The organism is Kiloniella sp. (genome assembly GCF_965205715.1).
GTDB lineage: Bacteria > Pseudomonadota > Alphaproteobacteria > Kiloniellales > Kiloniellaceae > Kiloniella.
This window is the reverse complement of the sequence record NZ_CBDBHW010000013.1, coordinates 531,654-548,026: the sequence shown is the minus strand read 5'-3', so window position 1 is coordinate 548,026 and position 16,373 is coordinate 531,654. Positions and strand designations below refer to the sequence as shown.

At 53.4% G+C, this 16,373-nt stretch carries 17 protein-coding genes and 2 pseudogenes; 18 read left to right on the top strand and 1 reads right to left on the bottom strand.

The genetic code is table 11. From position 1 onward, the window contains the following. Positions 1 to 107 precede the first annotated feature (107 nt). From ACOGW3_RS13890 to ACOGW3_RS13860, 7 genes and pseudogenes are all read left to right on the top strand, one after another. The gene (locus tag ACOGW3_RS13890) at positions 108 to 320 is read left to right on the top strand and encodes a toll/interleukin-1 receptor domain-containing protein (RefSeq protein ID WP_419903525.1); all 213 of its coding nucleotides are present in this window, start codon (positions 108 to 110) and stop codon (positions 318 to 320) included. Positions 321 to 365: 45 nt separating this feature from the next. Continuing rightward, positions 366 to 1,040, top strand: a complete 675-nt coding sequence (locus ACOGW3_RS13885; protein ID WP_419903524.1) for a hypothetical protein — start codon at positions 366 to 368, stop codon at positions 1,038 to 1,040. Between the two features lie 517 nt (positions 1,041 to 1,557). Beyond that, positions 1,558 to 1,817 (top strand): annotated as a pseudogene (locus ACOGW3_RS13880) (recombinase family protein); the annotation flags it as partial. 59 nt (positions 1,818 to 1,876) lie between these two features. Continuing rightward, on the top strand, positions 1,877 to 2,128 hold the full coding sequence (locus ACOGW3_RS13875) for a hypothetical protein (protein WP_419903523.1): 252 nt from the start codon (positions 1,877 to 1,879) through the stop codon (positions 2,126 to 2,128). A gap of 23 nt (positions 2,129 to 2,151) precedes the next feature. Then, a complete protein-coding gene (locus tag ACOGW3_RS13870; RefSeq protein ID WP_419903522.1) occupies positions 2,152 to 2,364 on the top strand; it encodes a helix-turn-helix domain-containing protein in 213 nt (70 codons plus the stop codon). Between the two features lie 9 nt (positions 2,365 to 2,373). Continuing rightward, complete coding sequence (locus ACOGW3_RS13865; RefSeq protein ID WP_419903521.1) at positions 2,374 to 2,919, top strand: helix-turn-helix domain-containing protein; 546 nt, start codon at positions 2,374 to 2,376, stop codon at positions 2,917 to 2,919. Further along, the gene (locus ACOGW3_RS13860) at positions 2,891 to 4,249 is read left to right on the top strand and encodes a tyrosine-type recombinase/integrase (protein WP_419903520.1); all 1,359 of its coding nucleotides are present in this window, start codon (positions 2,891 to 2,893) and stop codon (positions 4,247 to 4,249) included. Before ACOGW3_RS13865 ends, ACOGW3_RS13860 begins: the two co-directional genes overlap by 29 nt. Here ACOGW3_RS13860 and ACOGW3_RS13855 read toward each other — a convergent pair. Beyond that, the gene (locus ACOGW3_RS13855) at positions 4,227 to 5,402 is read right to left on the bottom strand and encodes an ISL3 family transposase (RefSeq protein ID WP_419902857.1); all 1,176 of its coding nucleotides are present in this window, start codon (positions 5,400 to 5,402) and stop codon (positions 4,227 to 4,229) included. The genes ACOGW3_RS13860 and ACOGW3_RS13855 overlap by 23 nt on opposite strands. 47 nt (positions 5,403 to 5,449) lie before the next feature. On the opposite strand from ACOGW3_RS13855, the pseudogene ACOGW3_RS13850 reads away from it, so the two are divergent. The 11 genes and pseudogenes from ACOGW3_RS13850 to ACOGW3_RS13800 all read left to right on the top strand — a co-directional run bounded on the left by ACOGW3_RS13850 (position 5,450) and on the right by ACOGW3_RS13800 (position 16,371). Further along, positions 5,450 to 6,143: pseudogene (locus tag ACOGW3_RS13850) on the top strand (IS1595 family transposase). A 65-nt stretch (positions 6,144 to 6,208) separates the two neighbouring features. Beyond that, positions 6,209 to 6,568 (top strand): hypothetical protein, encoded by a 360-nt coding sequence (locus ACOGW3_RS13845; RefSeq protein ID WP_419903519.1) that lies wholly within the window; start codon positions 6,209 to 6,211, stop codon positions 6,566 to 6,568. Continuing rightward, entirely contained in the window at positions 6,486 to 9,653 is a 3,168-nt protein-coding gene (locus tag ACOGW3_RS13840) for a PKD domain-containing protein (protein ID WP_419904056.1), read from the top strand. The genes ACOGW3_RS13845 and ACOGW3_RS13840 overlap by 83 nt, the downstream gene beginning before the upstream one ends. A 200-nt stretch (positions 9,654 to 9,853) precedes the next feature. Next, positions 9,854 to 10,003: a hypothetical protein gene (locus ACOGW3_RS13835; protein ID WP_419903518.1), complete on the top strand. Its 150-nt coding sequence runs from the start codon at positions 9,854 to 9,856 to the stop codon at positions 10,001 to 10,003. A gap of 216 nt (positions 10,004 to 10,219) precedes the next feature. After that, positions 10,220 to 10,402 (top strand): type II toxin-antitoxin system Phd/YefM family antitoxin, encoded by a 183-nt coding sequence (locus tag ACOGW3_RS13830; protein ID WP_419903517.1) that lies wholly within the window; start codon positions 10,220 to 10,222, stop codon positions 10,400 to 10,402. Continuing rightward, the gene (locus ACOGW3_RS13825; protein WP_419903516.1) at positions 10,402 to 11,946 is read left to right on the top strand and encodes a type I restriction-modification system subunit M; all 1,545 of its coding nucleotides are present in this window, start codon (positions 10,402 to 10,404) and stop codon (positions 11,944 to 11,946) included. The genes ACOGW3_RS13830 and ACOGW3_RS13825 overlap by 1 nt, the downstream gene beginning before the upstream one ends. Before the next feature lies 1 nt (position 11,947). Continuing rightward, positions 11,948 to 12,364 (top strand): nucleotidyltransferase substrate binding protein, encoded by a 417-nt coding sequence (locus ACOGW3_RS13820; RefSeq protein WP_419903515.1) that lies wholly within the window; start codon positions 11,948 to 11,950, stop codon positions 12,362 to 12,364. After that, positions 12,361 to 14,001 carry a restriction endonuclease subunit S gene (locus tag ACOGW3_RS13815; protein WP_419903514.1) on the top strand — a complete coding sequence of 547 codons (1,641 nt, stop codon included), beginning with the start codon at positions 12,361 to 12,363 and terminating at the stop codon, positions 13,999 to 14,001. The genes ACOGW3_RS13820 and ACOGW3_RS13815 overlap by 4 nt, the downstream gene beginning before the upstream one ends. Beyond that, a complete protein-coding gene (locus ACOGW3_RS13810; RefSeq protein WP_419903513.1) occupies positions 13,998 to 14,726 on the top strand; it encodes an abortive infection family protein in 729 nt (242 codons plus the stop codon). The genes ACOGW3_RS13815 and ACOGW3_RS13810 overlap by 4 nt, the downstream gene beginning before the upstream one ends. Next, positions 14,723 to 15,877, top strand: a complete 1,155-nt coding sequence (locus ACOGW3_RS13805) for an ImmA/IrrE family metallo-endopeptidase (RefSeq protein WP_419903512.1) — start codon at positions 14,723 to 14,725, stop codon at positions 15,875 to 15,877. Before ACOGW3_RS13810 ends, ACOGW3_RS13805 begins: the two co-directional genes overlap by 4 nt. Beyond that, entirely contained in the window at positions 15,874 to 16,371 is a 498-nt protein-coding gene (locus ACOGW3_RS13800) for a DUF4411 family protein (protein WP_419903511.1), read from the top strand. The genes ACOGW3_RS13805 and ACOGW3_RS13800 overlap by 4 nt, the downstream gene beginning before the upstream one ends. Positions 16,372 to 16,373: the final 2 nt, after the last annotated feature.

Sequence of the window (16,373 nt, the reverse complement as noted above, 5' to 3'; positions counted from 1 at the left end):
GAGAATCACATATCACCCGCTAAGGGAATCCCCGCTTTTTCAAGCGATTGCCGTGCGTCTTGACGGAAACACTTGCAAACCCAGTCCTTATCCAACATTCTGTTAGGATGCCTGACACACCTCGATTATTCACTTCCTATTCGCATGATAATCAAGCCCACAAAGATTGGGTTCTGAACCTATCAACTCGATTGATTAAAAATGGCATCGACGTTGTTCTTGATCAATGGGACATGAGCCTTGCCAGCGATCTACCTTCCTTCATGGAGGTTGGTCTCAAAGATGCAGACCGCGTTCTGGCTATATGCAGTGCCAACTAGGTTGAAAAGGCGAACAAGGGGAAGGGTGGAACTGGTTATGAGAAGATGATCCTCACCAATCAGCTCATGAATAATATTAACTCAGATCAAATAATTCCAGTTATTCGTAACAACGAAACTGACATTTTAGTTCCTACATTTTTATCGACACGTCTTTATGCCGACTTTCGAGACGATGGAGCATTTGAAGCCCAATATGCTAATCTATTGAGGAGTATACATGGAGTGCCTGTTGTGCCTCGGCCCCAGTTGGGACTAAACCCCTTTACCGCAGATATTCTGGAAGTTGAGCCGCGTGTATCATTCGCTCCTGAACGCTACACCTCGGCAACCACCTCTGGAACTATTTTATTTGATTATTCCAACAATGATGGTAGCTATGTTTTAGGTGCAGGAGATTATCTCTTTCAAACAAAGTGGTCACGCGGTAGCTCAAGTTCAATTTATGCTTATACCGATCCACCAAGCATAAGAAGCGTAGCACTCGCAATAGGAGCCTCCAAAATCTCAGAGATTAAAGATGCAAGAGTTTTCGATACAGCTTCTCGCGTAAGATCACCGCACCTAAACGAGATTGTAATTTGGCAAAATACGGCAGGTTACTATCTCGCGACTCAAGTTTTATCTCTGAAAGCCCGCGGTTACGGCCATTCCATTGATGAGATTACTTTCAAATATGCCATATTACCAAACAAGAGATTCAACTTCACTAGCCTATGAATGAATAGCTGCTTTGCCCCACCCAACATCGGGTCACGACACATGTATGGATGCCCGCTTCAGTGCAAGTGATTTCTGAACGATTTGAGTCGTGATCGGGTGCGGTCATGTATAAGGCCTCTCGTTGCGGCGATTTGCACTTTGCATGGCCGCGGGCCGGTATGGTGATGCGCGGGTCGGGTCCAAATCACCTCGTAAAGCTCAAAGCTTTGTGTGTCGTGACCCGACATGTGTTCTGCAAGGCCAGATGCGTGCGTATTTCCGTCTATCCGGCGACATGTGACAGACGACATCATCAACCAGTACCTGGAATTACATTCCGCCAAATGATGCTACCGGCATCAGCCGGTAGTGGTTCACTTTTGGGAGTTGATCTGTTACGGAACGGAAAATCGGAAATTTTAAGCATTTGAATGCAAACAGGATATTTTGTGTTCCGTATATCTTAAGTTTAGGAACATTTTTGTCCTAAATCACCAAATCCTGCCACAAATGCACCTTCGCTGGTACTGGGCCACATTTGTTTGAAGACCGTGTGTCCGGGTCGCGAGGTGACCGACCAGCACTCAAGGCGGCTCTTGACTATGTAAAATCCGAGGATGTGCTGCTGGTCTGGAAGCTGGACCGCCTTGGTCGCTCTCTTTCGCATCTCCTTCAGATTGTCGCGGATCTTGAAGAACGAGGCGTAGGCTTCCGATCGTTGACGCAAAGCAACATGGACACCACCACGGTCGAAGGGCGGCTGTCTTCTCGATCTTTGGTGCTTTGGCGGAATATGGGTCTAACGACTTCTTGCCCTTGATCTGAGCCAGTTTACGCCTTTGGAGCAAATTGAGTTGGGCGCATTACGAGATCAGGCTTTAAGTCTGACCGCCACCCTTGCGGGTCTTGACCGTGCAATTGAAACTGCTGGTGAAAAGCTGGTGGGGTTTGAGGGGCTGACCAGCATTAAGGGCATTGGCGCACGGTCGGCTGCGGTCTTGTTGTCGGGCAAATTGAAGAGCATAAAAATCGGCACACGCCGCTTAATCACAATAGATGCGCTCAAAGACTGGCTACAGCAAAATGAACAAGACCCAACCGCGTGACAATCATCATAGGAGCGTGAACAATGATAAACACAATTCAACAAAACAAATCAAATCCACCAATAGCCGTATCACCAGATGAAGCGGCCCGCTTGGCAGGTATTGGGCGCACCACTCTTTATGCCGCCCTATCATCGGGCAAATTGAAGAGCATAAAAATCGGCACACGCCGCTTAATCACAATAGATGCGCTCAAAGACTGGCTACAGCAAAATGAACAAGACCCAACCGCGTGAGGGTTTTCTATGCCTAAACAAGCCCGCATAAACGGCATCAAATCCTATCGATGCTACACACCCACAGAGGCGGCGGAATTGGTCGGCGTCTCTACTCGAACAATCCGCAACTGGACGCGCGATGGGTTGATGCTTTTGGATAGGGAACGCCCAGCGCTTATTCGCGGCGACGATCTGCGTAGCTATATCCAAGATCAGCGAAAAGGCCGCAAAGTTCAAATCGGTCTGAGTGAGTTTTATTGCCTGCGGTGTCGCGCAAGTCGCAAAGCTGCCGAATCGATGGCCGATTGTAAAATCACAAATAATCGTGCGACACTGACGGCACTGTGCAAGGCATGTGAAACAGTCGTTTGTAAGCCTATTTCACTAAGCCGCTTGCTCGAACTTCGTCGAACACTCGATCTGACAATCACGAGGGATGATGCAACATATAATGGCGGACATAGGCCCCCGTGTTTTTCCGCTTATCGCACCAACCCAAACAGTCGCAATAATCCCCCAATAACTTGCCCGATAGGAGATCAAAATGAGCAAGCGCCCGAACGAGAAAAATGAACGCCTAAAACGGCGCTTTCTAGAGTATCGAAAATACGCAAAGCGACTTTCCGAGAAATCCTTAGATCGTGAAATATCAGCATTGGAACGTTTTGACATTTGGAACGGGCGTAAGGATTTCAAAAGCTTTCATATAGAACAGGCAATGGGGTTTCGTTCCCATTTAGAAGTCAGCAAATCAACCAAGGGTAAACCGCTCGCCAAATCTTCGATGCGCGCCATACTATCTACCCTTCGCGAATTTATCTTGTGGTTGACCCAACAAGACGGCTTTCGAAGCAAAATAAAAGCGGCGGATGCTGATTATTTCAACTTGTCCCGTCGTGATGAGGCCGAAGCCCGCGCCGCACCCCCACGCCCAGCGCCAAGCATTCCCCAAGCCAAACATGCGCTGGGATTGATGCCAAGCACCACAGCGCACAAAAAAAGGGACAAGGCAGTCTTTGCGCTTTTATGCCTGACAGGCATCCGCGTGGCGGCTCTGGCATCGCTAAAAATCAAACACGTTGATATGCGTGAAAAATCTGTAACCCAAAATCCAAGAGAGGTCGCCACCAAGTTTGGGAAATCCATTGATACTTTCTTTGCAAAAGATTTTGCAGAGGCCGAGAAGGCCCTTGCTGAATGGCTTACCTATCTTGATCAAACAGCTCTCTACGGCCCAGATGATCCCCTCTTCCCTGCAACGGCTATTCAAGCGAGTATTAGGCAAGGCTTCACAGCAACAGGCTTTCACCGCAATCATTGGAAAAGTACAGAACCCATTCGTAAGATTGTCCGACAAGCCTTTGAAGCCGCTAACCTGCCAAACTACGGTCTTATGTTGGATAGCTCGGAGCCTGGTCTATTACGTGGTGACTTATGTGAGTGGCGTCTTTCGTGGGCGGCGAAACGTCTAGCTGAAGCAAAAGCACAAGGACTTAAAGTTATCCTGTTACTACACCACAACCCTTGTGCGTTACAGATGCCAGTGGATACGTATCGATTGGAAGCCCCAGAAAAGTTGCTAAAGGTTCTTCATGAAAGCGGTGCTGACATCATCCAGATACTTGCTGGGCACTGTCATATCACTACTGCAGGCAGTTGGGGTGGCTATCCTTGCGCAACATTATCAGGCAATCAGCACAGTGTAGAACCGTTTCTTCGAGGCCGTATAGGGCAGCAGGATTGCTATGAATCTCCTGCTCAATATGCTGTAATAATGTCGGATGGGGTTAATTGCGCAGTTCATTTCCAAAGCTATGTAAATGAAAGCACAATCATGGACCCTGAGCTTTTTCGGCTCTTCTCCGCTTTGTTGAGTAGATTTAGGATTTCAAATAGAGCATAGATTGATTATCTGGAATGGATGATTGTCTAATTTTGAGTTTGAAGTATTCGGTATCCTTGATGCCTCTGGCTCGCTTACGGATCATTCCTATACTGACATTACCAGCCTCTATCCTGGCGCTTGTGAGCTTGTGTTTGGCGTAGTTGCAGATGCCCACACAATGTTTCCGTAGGGATTTCGCGAACTTTTTTAGATAGAGCATCTGTGACTGATCTGCTATCAGGCACCAACGTTCCAGTTGCTCCGCCATCGCCTCAAATGAAGCGGCACTCCACAGCAGCTGAAGCTGTTCTTTCAAGACGTAAAGTGCATTCAGGTTGCTATTGCTCTCCAGCAACCTTTGCAGCTTGTCACTTTGTTTTTCACTCAACTTATCCGCATTTTTGAGCAACAGATAATGCGTCCCTTTCATCAACTCTTTACCACTTGGATCGGCCTTTCTGAACTCAAGTCGACGCTGATTATGGATAGCTTTGCTGTAGTTTTTCATGACGTGGAAACGGTCAAATACTATGTCGGCCAACGGCAAGGACTCTCTGACAGCCTTTTGGTAGGCAGGCCCCATATCCATCGCTACGGCCTTTATTTTGCAGGCTGTATCTGGTTGCAGTTGTTTCAAAAACCTTGAAAAAACCTCGGCAGTTCGGCCTGCTTCAACCCAGATCAGATGACCGCCAACCATATCGTAGACCACCGTCATGTAGTCATGACCTTTCGCCCGGGCAACTTCATCTACACCAATATATTCCAAGCCAGTTAGCTCTGCAGGATCAAGCGTAGGGAGAGTTTCAATAAGGTATGCCCTGTCGATATTCTTGACCGTTTCCCATCGTATATCCAAATGTCTGGAAACCGCTTGAATAGACATATGCCGACACAATCCACTGATCAGTCGGCAAAATCGGTGAGTGAAACGGCACCCTTTATCAACAAAATCACACCCCTCAATGCGGCGTTCGCCCTTGTTAATATAAACCTGCGCCAGCTCAATCTCGACCACACAAGGATACCCAAAAAGGGGGATGTCGTTTACTTGTCGGCGGACATGCTGGTTGATGCTTCCCTTCTGGCCTGTAGCAGGGTCTATAGCCCTCCTACGCGCGTCTCGGCTGCAGTGAATGACAATCTTAACACCGCCGTCATCCAGTTTAATTTCGGGGCTGTCCCAGTTAATGCCTAAAAGGTGTTACAATGGGACATATGAGAAAGAGTCGCCTGAGTCATTATAAACAAGACCGCTTGATAGAGCATTTTGTTGCAGGAACAACAGCCCGATGTGCAGGGTCTTTAGCTGGAGTAAACCGCAAAACAGCCGCCTATTATTATCTTCGCCTTCGAGAAATTATTGCACACAAACTAGAGCAAGAATGTCATGAGGCGTTTGGTGGTGAGATTGAAGTCGATGAAAGTTATTTTGGCGGCCGGCGTAAAGGGCACAGAGGTCGAGGTGCTGCTGGCAAAATTCCAGTGTTTGGCTTGTTAAAGCGTGGTGGTAAGGTTTACACGAAGATCATCCCTGATGCTTCATCTGCGACTTTATTTCCTATCATTGAGCGTAAAGTTATACCCGATAGTATCGTCTATTCTGATTGCTGGAGAGGTTATAATGTACTGGATGTTTCGGACTTTAAGCACTTCCGTATCAACCATTCTAAACTCTTCGCAGACAAAGCAAATCACATCAATGGCATCGAAAACTTTTGGAACCCCTTGCCCGGCAGGGTATGCTTGCATACCTGAGAGGAGAGCGAAACGGCATATGAGGAAATTTAACGGTGTTCCAAAGGAGAATTTTGGGCTATTTTTAAAGGAATGTGAATGGCGTTTTAACAACAGTAACCCGCCAACCCAGTTATTGGAGTTAAGACAATGGGTTAGAGAGTATTTAACCTAGTTAACTGGGACAGCCCCTTAATTTCATTGACACGTTGCCCTTTGAGGCCTAAAATATGCTGCGAGATGTTGATTGTCATATACCTGCTCTATGTAAAGTTATCAGAAACCATACATATCAACAGGTTACTTGGCGGTCGGCATCTTTTTCTACTCAACAAAGCGGAGAAGAGCCAATCCAACCTTGAACAAACGGTTGAATTTGATAGGTTCCGGAAAAGTCAAAACCGCGGAGCAAGGGACGCTCATGATCATCTCAAAATCTTATCCGGCGATATTCCATTTTCTGGGCGCGGCCTTCAGCGCCACCGCGCGGTTCTGCGCGGTGGCGCTCCTCGCCCTGATGATCTCGGGAACAGCAGCCAGTGCGCAGAGTGTTACGATTACTCCGGGCGGAAGCGGTTCCGCAAATGTCCGTACATTTGATGCGGGAGAGTCCCTGACGCTCACCGCTGCTTCAATTTCCGGCATTGCTAGCCCCTTCGCATACAGGTGGCAGCCTCCCAACGCTGCGGGTACCCCGGCAGGGGTTACCTTTTCCGCTAGGGACGGGTCAACTTTTACCATCACTGCGAGCCCCTCAGTGCTAGATGGGACTACGTTTGGCGTTAGACTTGAGGTCTCTGGGAGCACTTCTGCCGGACCGGCTATCAACTCCGCGTCGGTAACTATTCGCAACCACAATCAGTCGCCCACCGCTGACGCCGGGGATAATCAGAGGGTCGACAAGGGCGCCACAGTCACGCTTGATGGCACTGGCAGTAACGATCCTGACGGCGATAATTCGAACCTGAAATACCTCTGGACGCAGACTGCCGGCCCCACGGTGACTTTAAGCAATACGACAGCAGCAAAGCCAACGTTCACCATTCCAGACCTGATACCGGCATCTGGTCCGGCCTCGTTGACGTTCAGCTTGCGCGTTCGTGACGCAGCGCACCCGGCCACCGACGAGGACACTGATGAGGTCCGCATCTTTGTCAGACCGCTGTTTCGGACAACCATTGATGATCAGACCTACAGCGCGGGCAATGCAATTACTGGTCTGACTTTGCCCGAGGCACTGGCGGGGCCCGCGTCAGCGCCGAGTACAAATACCTATACACTCAGTTCCGTGCCCCCTGGGCTGACCTTTAACCCTGCCAGCCGCATATTGTCTGGTACGCCGACAGGAGCCGCGAGAACCAAGGCGTTTAACCTGACCTACACCGCGACGAATGGAGACGGAGACACGGATTCACTGAGCTTTAGTATCACCGTGACCAACACCCCGGCGACCGGTGCTCCGACCATCTCCGGTGACCTGATCGAGGATCAGGAACTGACGGCGGACCCCTCTGGAATTATGGATGCCAATGGGCTCGACATCCCCAGCGAAGGTGGGCCCGCCAACTTCAGCTACCAATGGAAGGCGGATGGCGCGGATATTACCGGCGCAACCTCTGCCACCTACACCCTGACGGCGGCCGAGATCGGCAAGGTGATCACCGTGACGGCCAGTTTCACCGATGGCGGCAGCGCGCAGGAAAGCCGGACCAGTGCCCCCACGGCGGCGGTGAGCGCGGCCAACAGCCCACCCGTGGCCAGTGCCGGTTCAAATCAAACCGTGGACGAGGGCACCCTCGTCACCCTTGACGGCAGCGGCACCACAGACCCGGACATCGACCCGAACACCGGCACGGGCGACACACTCACCTATTTGTGGGCACAGACCAGCGGAACCACTGTCACCCTGAGTGACACATCTGCAATCTCCCCGACCTTCACTGCGCCAGTGCGCAAGACGGCGGATGACGGAGAACTGGCGTTCACCCTGACCGTAACCGATTCAGAAAATGAAACCTCCACCGCCACGGTGAGCATCTCGGTGACGAATCTGCCGCCGACCGCCGATGCCGGGGACGATCAGGAGGTAAACGAGGGCGCGGAAGTCACCCTTGACGGCAGCGGCAGTTCCGGTCTTGCCGGTGACGGGCGGACCTACGCATGGACGCAGACCGGCGGAACCACTGTCACCTTGAATGACACGTCTGCAATCTCCCCGACCTTCACGGCACCAATCCGACAGACGGCGGATGACGGAGAACTGGCGTTCACTCTGACCGTGACCGATGCGGCAGGCGAGGCTTCCACCGCCACGGTGAGCATCTCGGTGACGAATCTGCCGCCGACCGCCGATGCCGGGGACGATCAGGAGGTAAACGAGGGCGCGGAAGTCACCCTTGACGGCAACGGCAGTTCCGGTCTTGCCGGTGACGGGCGGAGCTACGCATGGACGCAGACCAGCGGAACCACCGTCATCTTGACCGGGGCGAACACCATCACTGCCACCTTCACTGCCCCAACCCGACAGACGGCGGATGACGGCGAGTTTGAGTTCGCCCTGACCGTGAGAGATGCGGCAGGCGCGGAAAACACCGATACCGTAGCCATCTCGGTGAGTACGAATGCCTCGGTTAAAAAGACGGTTGAGACCATCAACCGGTTTTTGGAGACGCGCACCCGGCTCATTCTGGCCAACCAGCCAGATGTATCGCGCAGGATCAACCGGTTACAGCGCGGCACTGGATCAGAACAGTTGAGCTTTGCCACCGGCGAGATCGGAAAGCTCATGCCGTTTGAGTTCAACCTGCGCAGCCTTGGTTCGGGGAATTACAATTTCGCCACAAATCTGGATCAGGTCACCCGCGCTGCCAATCAGATACAAGTGATGCAAGGCGGGACGGCCACCCATGAGAGCCGCCGCTTTGACGTCTGGTTTGAGGGCAGCTTTAACAAGTTCAACGGCAGTGCCGGTTCCGGCGGTGACTTTGCCATCGCCCATCTGGGGGCAGACTATCTCATGTCCCCCGACCTGCTGGTGGGCGGGATGCTGCAATATGACCGCCTGACCGACAGCAACGACAGCGACAACTCCAGAACCGAAGGCACAGGCTGGATGGTTGGCCCTTATGTGACCGCAAGGCTGCAAGAGAACCTCTATCTCGACGCCCGTGTGGCCGGGGGTAAATCCGACAATGACGTCACGCCGGTGGGCACCTATACCGACAGCTTCAGCTCGACCCGCTGGTTGGCCGACATCAGCCTCACCGGGGAGTTCACCCAAGACCGATGGACCATCCGGCCCAATGCTGGCCTGTCCTGGCTGGCCGACAAGCAGAACGCCTATACCAACACGCTGGGCGACATCATTCCGAGCCAGACGGTCTCGCAAGGGCAACTCAAGTTTGGCCCGACGATCTCGACGCAGTTCCTCGGGAGCGATGGCTGGCGTTACGAACCCACGCTGACGTTCGATGCGATCTACAGCCATGCCAACACCAGCGGGGGCGGCGGCTTCCTGGGCGCGGACAGCGGGCTGGAGGATGGCTGGCGCGCGCGGATCGCCCCCGGGATCAGCATGACCGGTCCCGATGGCACCGGCCTGTCGCTCTCCAGCACTTATGACGGCATCGGTCAAAGCGGCTATGAGGCCTGGGGGATCAAGGCTCATTTCGATATGAAGTTCTGAGGGGAAACCACCGCCCGGCGGCCCCTGCGTATCGTTACGTATAGGTATCATATACGATACACGGGATACGGAGGGGCCGACCCGTACCGGTTACCTATCCCCCGTATACGTATACCGGAGAACTTTGCGGCATCTGGTGCGTTAAGATAGCGGCGCAGGCCACGTGCCTTGCCCCGTGATACGGCACCCGGTGTGCTGCAATGCGGATTGCGCCTGTCATCGCCAACCGTAAGTTCGACCGCAGCAAGCGAGGAAATCGCTTCACCCCGCCCCAAAAGCACCGCTTCAGCCTCGGCGCGCTGCGCATCACTGAGGTTATCTATCCCGGCAAGCGAGAGATAAGAGCTTGAGCTCATTTGATCAAAAGCCGGGGCCTGACCCAAACAACCTGAGGTCCGCTACACATGAAGCCAGACAATAGGACGGTTCAAGCCCACACGGCATTTTCCAGGGCTCAATCTGCGAAGGGTGTGTCAATTTCCGATGATAATTTCACGATGATAATTTCCGATTGACGAATGGGGTTATTATGACCATTATTTCTCCAGCATAGGGGGAGACTTCCCATGAAGGTAATTCCGGCCCGCGAGGCCAAGCTCCGGTTCGGCCGATTGATTGACCTTGCTCGTGCAGAGCCGGTTGTTGTTGAAAAGCACGGTCGCCCTGTGGTGGTTGTTTTGGCGGTTGAGGAATTTGAAAAACTGACAGGGGATAATATCTCTCCGTCGCAAATGGAGAGTGATGGCTGATGGCCAAACAGAAAAACAACGGTGCACCTCTGGGTTTTGAGGATGAACTGTTCAAGGCTGCCGACAAGCTGCGCGGCAATATGGAACCGTCAGACTATAAGCACGTCGCCCTTGGCCTGATCTTTCTTAAACACATCTCGGACAGCTTTGAGCACAGGCACGCCGAACTGTTGGCCTCCGAATACCCGGAGGAAGCCGAAGACGCGGATGTCTACCTGGGCGACAACATCTTCTGGGTGCCGAAGGAGGCCCGCTGGTCGCACCTGCAGGCAAGCGCCAAGCAACCCAAGATCGGCAAGATCATCGACGACGCGATGCTGGCCATCGAAAAGGTCAACCCTTCGCTCAAGGGCGTTCTGCCCAAGGAATACGCTCGGCCATCGCTCAGCGCCATCATGCTGGGCGAACTGATCGACCTGATCGCCAATATTGGCCTCAAAGCTGACAACGGCGAGGCACGCGATGTTCTGGGTCGGGTCTATGAATACTTCCTCGGTCAGTTCGCAGGCTCCGAAGGCAAGCGCGGCGGCGAGTTCTACACGCCCCGTTCCGTGGTTAAAACCATGGTAGAGATGCTGCAACCCTATAAGGGCCGGGTCTATGACCCGTGCTGCGGCTCCGGCGGCATGTTCGTGCAATCCGAACGCTTTGTCGAAAGCCACGAGGGCCGCATTGGCGACATTGCCATCTATGGGCAGGAAAGCAACCACACCACATGGCGTTTGTGTCGGATGAATTTGGCTGTGCGGGGTATTGACGCCGAGATCAAGTGGAACTCCGAAGGCTCGTTCCACAAAGATGAACTTCCGGACCTGCGCGCCGACTATATCCTTGCCAACCCACCCTTCAATATCTCGGACTGGGGCGGGGATCGCCTGCGCGAGGATGTGCGCTGGAAATATGGGGTGCCTCCCAAAGGGAATGCCAACTTTGGCTGGCTCCAGCATATTCTGCACCACCTTGCCCCAACCGGCACAGCGGGGGTGGTGCTGGCTAACGGCTCTATGTCCTCCCAGCAATCAGGGGAAGGCGGCATCCGCCGCGCGATGATTGAAGGTGATGTGATTGACTGCATGATCGCCCTGCCGGGGCAGCTGTTCTATTCAACCCAAATACCTGTTTGTCTGTGGTTTCTGGCCAAAGACAAATCAAACGGCATCGCGCGGGATAAGCGATTGCGCGACCGTCGCGGTAAGATACTGTTCATCGACGCCCGCAAGTTTGGCCATATGGTGGATCGCACGCGCCGGGAGTTCTCTGGCGAGGACATTGCAAAAATTGCCGATACTTATCATCGCTGGCGCGAAGGAATGGATTATGAAGATATACCGGGTTTCTGCAAATCCGCATCACATGAAGAAGTCTCCGCGCATGACCATGTGCTGACACCGGGGCGCTACGTGGGCGTGGAGGCCTCGGCCAAGGACGATACGCCGTTTGCGGAGCGCTTTGCTGCGTTGCAGGCAACACTGGAGATGCAGTTTGCGGAATCGGATCAGCTGACGGATACAATCCGCGCGCAGATCGCAAAGGTCGGAATGTAATATGGCGGTCAAGTTGGATATCACGTCTTTTGCCAATGCTATTGATCGTTTCACTGAGGGTCTGGATACTCTGGGAGAACACCCGGACAATGCCTTGATCCGGGATGGGGTCATCCAGCGGTTTGAGTTCACTTATGAACTCGCCCACAAGAGCCTCAAACGGTATCTGGAAATGGCGGCACCCACTCCGGGCGATATCGACGACATGGTCTTTCAGGATCTGATACGCATGGGTAACGAACAAGGGCTGTTGTTGAATGACTGGGAAGAATGGAAGGGATATCGACAGTCAAGAACTGATACCAGCCATACCTATAACGAGGAAAAAGCCTTACTGGTTATCGCCCAAATTCCGACTTTTCTGGAAGAGGCGCGTTACTTGCTAAAACAACTCCGTAAACGAACGGGGGCAGCGTGAGTGGTCAACCTATCGATATTCGCCCCGACCATGAGGCGCTGGTTCGTGACATTCTGCGGGCACGGCTGCCAAAAGGCGTCCGGGTCTGGGCCTTTGGCAGCCGGGCAAAGTGGCTGGCAAAACCCTATTCCGACCTCGATCTGGCGTTGGAGGGGCCCGGAATATTGCCTAGCGCGCTTGTCGCTGACCTCGCGGAGGACTTCAGGGAGAGCGACCTGCCCTGGAAGGTGGATGTCCTCGACCTCAACGCCATTGCGCCGTCGTTTCGGGCGTTGATTGATGAGGATAGGGTCGTGTTTTCGTTGAACAAAAAAGTGATGGGTGAGTGGGCTAATCACCGGCTTGCAGATGTAATCGAGTTGATCGGTGGTGGTACACCAAAACGTAGCCGTCCCGATTACTGGGGCGGGGATATCCCATGGCTTTCAGTAAAAGATTTCAACGACGACAAACGTTATGTTTGTTCTGTAGAAGAAACGATAACTGAAGATGGTTTGAATAACAGTAGCACAAAAATATTAAAGCCAGGGCAAATAATTATCTCCGCGCGTGGTACCGTGGGGGCTCTTGCACAAATAGCGCACCCAATGGCATTTAATCAATCCTGCTACGGGATAAATGCCAATACTAAATTCACGACGAATGATTACGTTTTTTATTTGCTGCAAGGTATAGTTCTGAACTTACAGAATATCGCGCACGGTGCTGTCTTCGACACCATAACAAGGGATACGTTTCAACTTGTAGATATCAAACTACCCCCACTCCCCGAACAGCGCGCCATCGCCTCTATCCTCGGCTCTCTCGACGACAAGATCGACCTCAACCGCCGTATGAATGAGACGCTTGAGGCCATGGCGCGGGTGATCTTCAAGGACTGGTTCGTCGATTTCGGCCCCACCCGCCGCCAGACGGCGGGCGCAACCGATCCGGTGGCCATCATGGGCCAAGCCTTTCCCGCCCAAGATAGGTCAGCGGAAGTGGGCACCGGTTCCGCGTCTGGCATATCGACCAATAAACCCCTAACAGCCGCCACCCTCGCCCCGCTGTTTCCGGCAAGTCTGGGAGAGGATGGCATGCCGGAGAGATGGGAAGTCACTGAAATCTCGAGTTTGTGTGACATTAAGAGCGGTAAACGTCCGCCTGTTAAGGTAAATTCTCCTGATCAAGTGAACTCTATTCCAGTTTGGGGTGGCAACGGTGTTAGTTGGTTCACCAATCAAACTCTCTTTGATCAACCGTTAATCATTACGGGCCGTGTTGGCACACTTGGTACTGTCTATCGCGTGGAAGGGAATGTTTGGGTCTCGGACAATGCACTATGCCTGTTCCCGCATGATGGTTTTAATGAGATACTTTTCCAAAGCATTCAAATGCTGGATTTCAAGGCCCTAAATAGTGGGTCCACCCAGCCACTGTTGACGCAAACCACGCTCAAGAAGCAACCTTGTGTTAAACCCTCCAAAGCAGTCGCTGATCGCTTTCAGGACATAGCATCCCTACTGAATAGTAGAATCGTTACGAACCAACAAGAATCCCAAACCCTCGCCGCTCTGCGCGACCTCCTCTTGCCCAAGCTCATGTCCGGCGAAATCCGCGTGGGCGGGGCGGAAGAACTGGTGGGGGATGCGGGATGAGCGCTGACTGGACCCCGGGCATCCGCGCTTTTTGCACCCATTGGTCCCACGCGCCGATGTTGCAGCAGACGTTTGCAACGCTGGAAAGCGAGCTTGTCCGCGACAGTGACGCCTGTATCGATGCCGCCAAGGGTCTGGTGGAATGTGCGTGCCGTCTGATTATCGAAGAATTGGACGATCCGGCATCGCCGCTGAAGCCGACTCGAAGCGATGTTGCGCTGGGCGAGCTGCTGGGGCTGGCCACACGTGCACTGGAGCTTGGCGAAATACGCGACAGGGCTTTCGCGAACCTGATCCGCGAGCACAACAAGCTGGCCGACGCCCTGCGTGTCTTGCGCAACGAGGGCGGAACGGAATCGCACGGCAAGGACGGGTTCGTAGCCAAGCTGCCGACTCACCACCGGCGCGCCGCCATTCTCGCCGCAGATGCGATCATCACCTTTCTTTTTGAGGCCTATCTGGAACGCGAACCCTACCCGGTTTTGACGCTGGAACCGTTCGAGAGGTTTTCCGAAGGGAACGCCCTGATAGACGCGCACAGCTCGCTTGTGGCAGAAGCGGATGAAGAAGGCGGATTGCTGGTCACGGTCAGGCGTCCCAACAACGAAGAAATCCCGCTGGCTATTTCGCCGGCGCAGTTGCAGTTTGGCGTCGATCGCGAAGCCTACAAACTGGCCCTAAACGCCTGCCGCGAGGCAGAGCCTGAGGAGGAAGAAGTCGCATGACCCGTGTTGAGGTCAGACCGGAGATTCTGAACTGGGCGGTCGAACGCGCCCGGATGGCTCCGGACGATATGCAGTCGCGGTTTGCCAAGTTTCCGGAATGGCTGGAAGGAGAAGTGCACCCGACACTGAAGCAGCTGGAGAATTTCGCCAAGGCGGTGCATGTGCCGATCGGTTATCTGTTTCTGTCCGAACCACCGGACGAACCCTTGCCGATCCCGGATTTTCGCACCGTCGATGGGCGGCAATTGGCGCGACCGAGTCCGAACCTTCTGGAAATGATCTATGCCTGCCAGGAACGCCAGAGCTGGTATGCCGATTTCGCTCGCCTTTACCAAGACCCGGAGTTGGGTTTCGTCGGAAGCGCAACGCTGGATATGCCTCCCGAAGATGTGGCCGGGCGCATCCACGCAGCGCTGGGCTTCAGTGTGGAGGAGCGTCGCGATTGTGGCACCTGGACCGATGCCTTGCGGCTGTTCATTCGTCAGGCCGATCAGGCTGGTATTCTGGTGATGATCAGCGGCGTCGTTTTCAGCAGCAACAACAGGCCATTGGACATCGAAGAGTTCCGAGGATTCGCCCTTGTTGACCATCGGGCACCATTGGTGTTCATCAACGGGTCGGACACCAAAGCGGCACAGATGTTCACCCTGGCCCACGAACTTGCGCATATCTGGCTGGGCGCTTCGGCCCTGTCGAACGCGAGCGCGGCCCCTCTGACCGGATACCGGCGCGAAGAGGTCTGGTGCAACAAGGTTGCGGCTGAACTTCTTGCCCCGCTCGCCGCCGTCCGGGCTGAAATCCGCGATGGTGAAGTTCTCGGTCAGACGCTCAGTCGATTGGCAAGGCACTTCAAGGTAAGCACGCTGGTTATCCTGCGTCGTCTTCTGGATGCCGGTGCCCTAGATCGCCCCGCGTTCAATACTGCTTGGCGAGTTGAGGTGGAGCGGCTGCGAGAAATCAAGCAACGATCCAACGGAGGCGGGGATTTCTACCGGACCACCCTTTCGCGTGTAAGTCAACGGTTTGCCAGAGCGCTGGTTGTCAGCACACTGGAAGGGCAGACGCTGTATCGCGACGCATTCCGTATGCTGGGCGTGAAGAAAACCGAGACGTTCAATAATCTCGGGCGGGAAGTCGGGGTGATGATGTGACCCGATATCTTCTCGATGCCAACGTCTTCATTCAGGCAAAAAACCTGCACTACGGCTTCGATTTTTGTCCAGCATTTTGGGAATGGCTGGTTGTTCAAAACGGTGGGGGAACCGTGGCAAGCATCGAAAAAGTCGCCGATGAATTGGCAGCAGGAGAAGACGAGCTTACTTCTTGGGCCAAGGATCGTGGGCCCGCATTTTTCTTACCTGCGGATGACGTCGTATTACCCGCTCTTGGCACTGTGAGTGCCTGGGCGAGCGGTCAAGGCTATGAGCCAGCGGCTGTCGCTACATTCCTGCAAGTAGCGGATTATTGGCTCGTCTCTCATGTCTTGGCGCATGAAAATACAATTGTCACCCACGAGGTTCCTGCAAATTCAACAAGGAAAATAAAAATTCCCAATGCCTGCATAGGATTGGCGCTTCATTGCATCAGCCCATATGAAATGTTGCGCCGAGAAAGGGCAGAGTTCGTCTTGGGACGACAGGAGTAGTT

Bases quoted from the DNA above. Each gene is read 5' to 3' on its own strand.
- ACOGW3_RS13830 (WP_419903517.1), top strand. From the start codon at position 10,220: ATGAAGGTAATTCCGGCCCGCGAGGCCAAGCTCCGGTTCGGCCGATTG.
- ACOGW3_RS13885 (WP_419903524.1), top strand. From the start codon at position 366: ATGATCCTCACCAATCAGCTCATGAATAATATTAACTCAGATCAAATA.
- ACOGW3_RS13845 (WP_419903519.1), top strand. From the start codon at position 6,209: ATGTTGATTGTCATATACCTGCTCTATGTAAAGTTATCAGAAACCATA.
- ACOGW3_RS13840 (WP_419904056.1), top strand. From the start codon at position 6,486: ATGATCTCGGGAACAGCAGCCAGTGCGCAGAGTGTTACGATTACTCCG.
- ACOGW3_RS13870 (WP_419903522.1), top strand. From the start codon at position 2,152: ATGATAAACACAATTCAACAAAACAAATCAAATCCACCAATAGCCGTA.
- ACOGW3_RS13810 (WP_419903513.1), top strand. From the start codon at position 13,998: ATGAGCGCTGACTGGACCCCGGGCATCCGCGCTTTTTGCACCCATTGG.
- ACOGW3_RS13825 (WP_419903516.1), top strand. From the start codon at position 10,402: ATGGCCAAACAGAAAAACAACGGTGCACCTCTGGGTTTTGAGGATGAA.
- ACOGW3_RS13860 (WP_419903520.1), top strand. From the start codon at position 2,891: ATGAGCAAGCGCCCGAACGAGAAAAATGAACGCCTAAAACGGCGCTTT.
- ACOGW3_RS13820 (WP_419903515.1), top strand. From the start codon at position 11,948: ATGGCGGTCAAGTTGGATATCACGTCTTTTGCCAATGCTATTGATCGT.
- ACOGW3_RS13835 (WP_419903518.1), top strand. From the start codon at position 9,854: ATGCGGATTGCGCCTGTCATCGCCAACCGTAAGTTCGACCGCAGCAAG.
- ACOGW3_RS13865 (WP_419903521.1), top strand. From the start codon at position 2,374: ATGCCTAAACAAGCCCGCATAAACGGCATCAAATCCTATCGATGCTAC.
- ACOGW3_RS13890 (WP_419903525.1), top strand. From the start codon at position 108: ATGCCTGACACACCTCGATTATTCACTTCCTATTCGCATGATAATCAA.
- ACOGW3_RS13805 (WP_419903512.1), top strand. From the start codon at position 14,723: ATGACCCGTGTTGAGGTCAGACCGGAGATTCTGAACTGGGCGGTCGAA.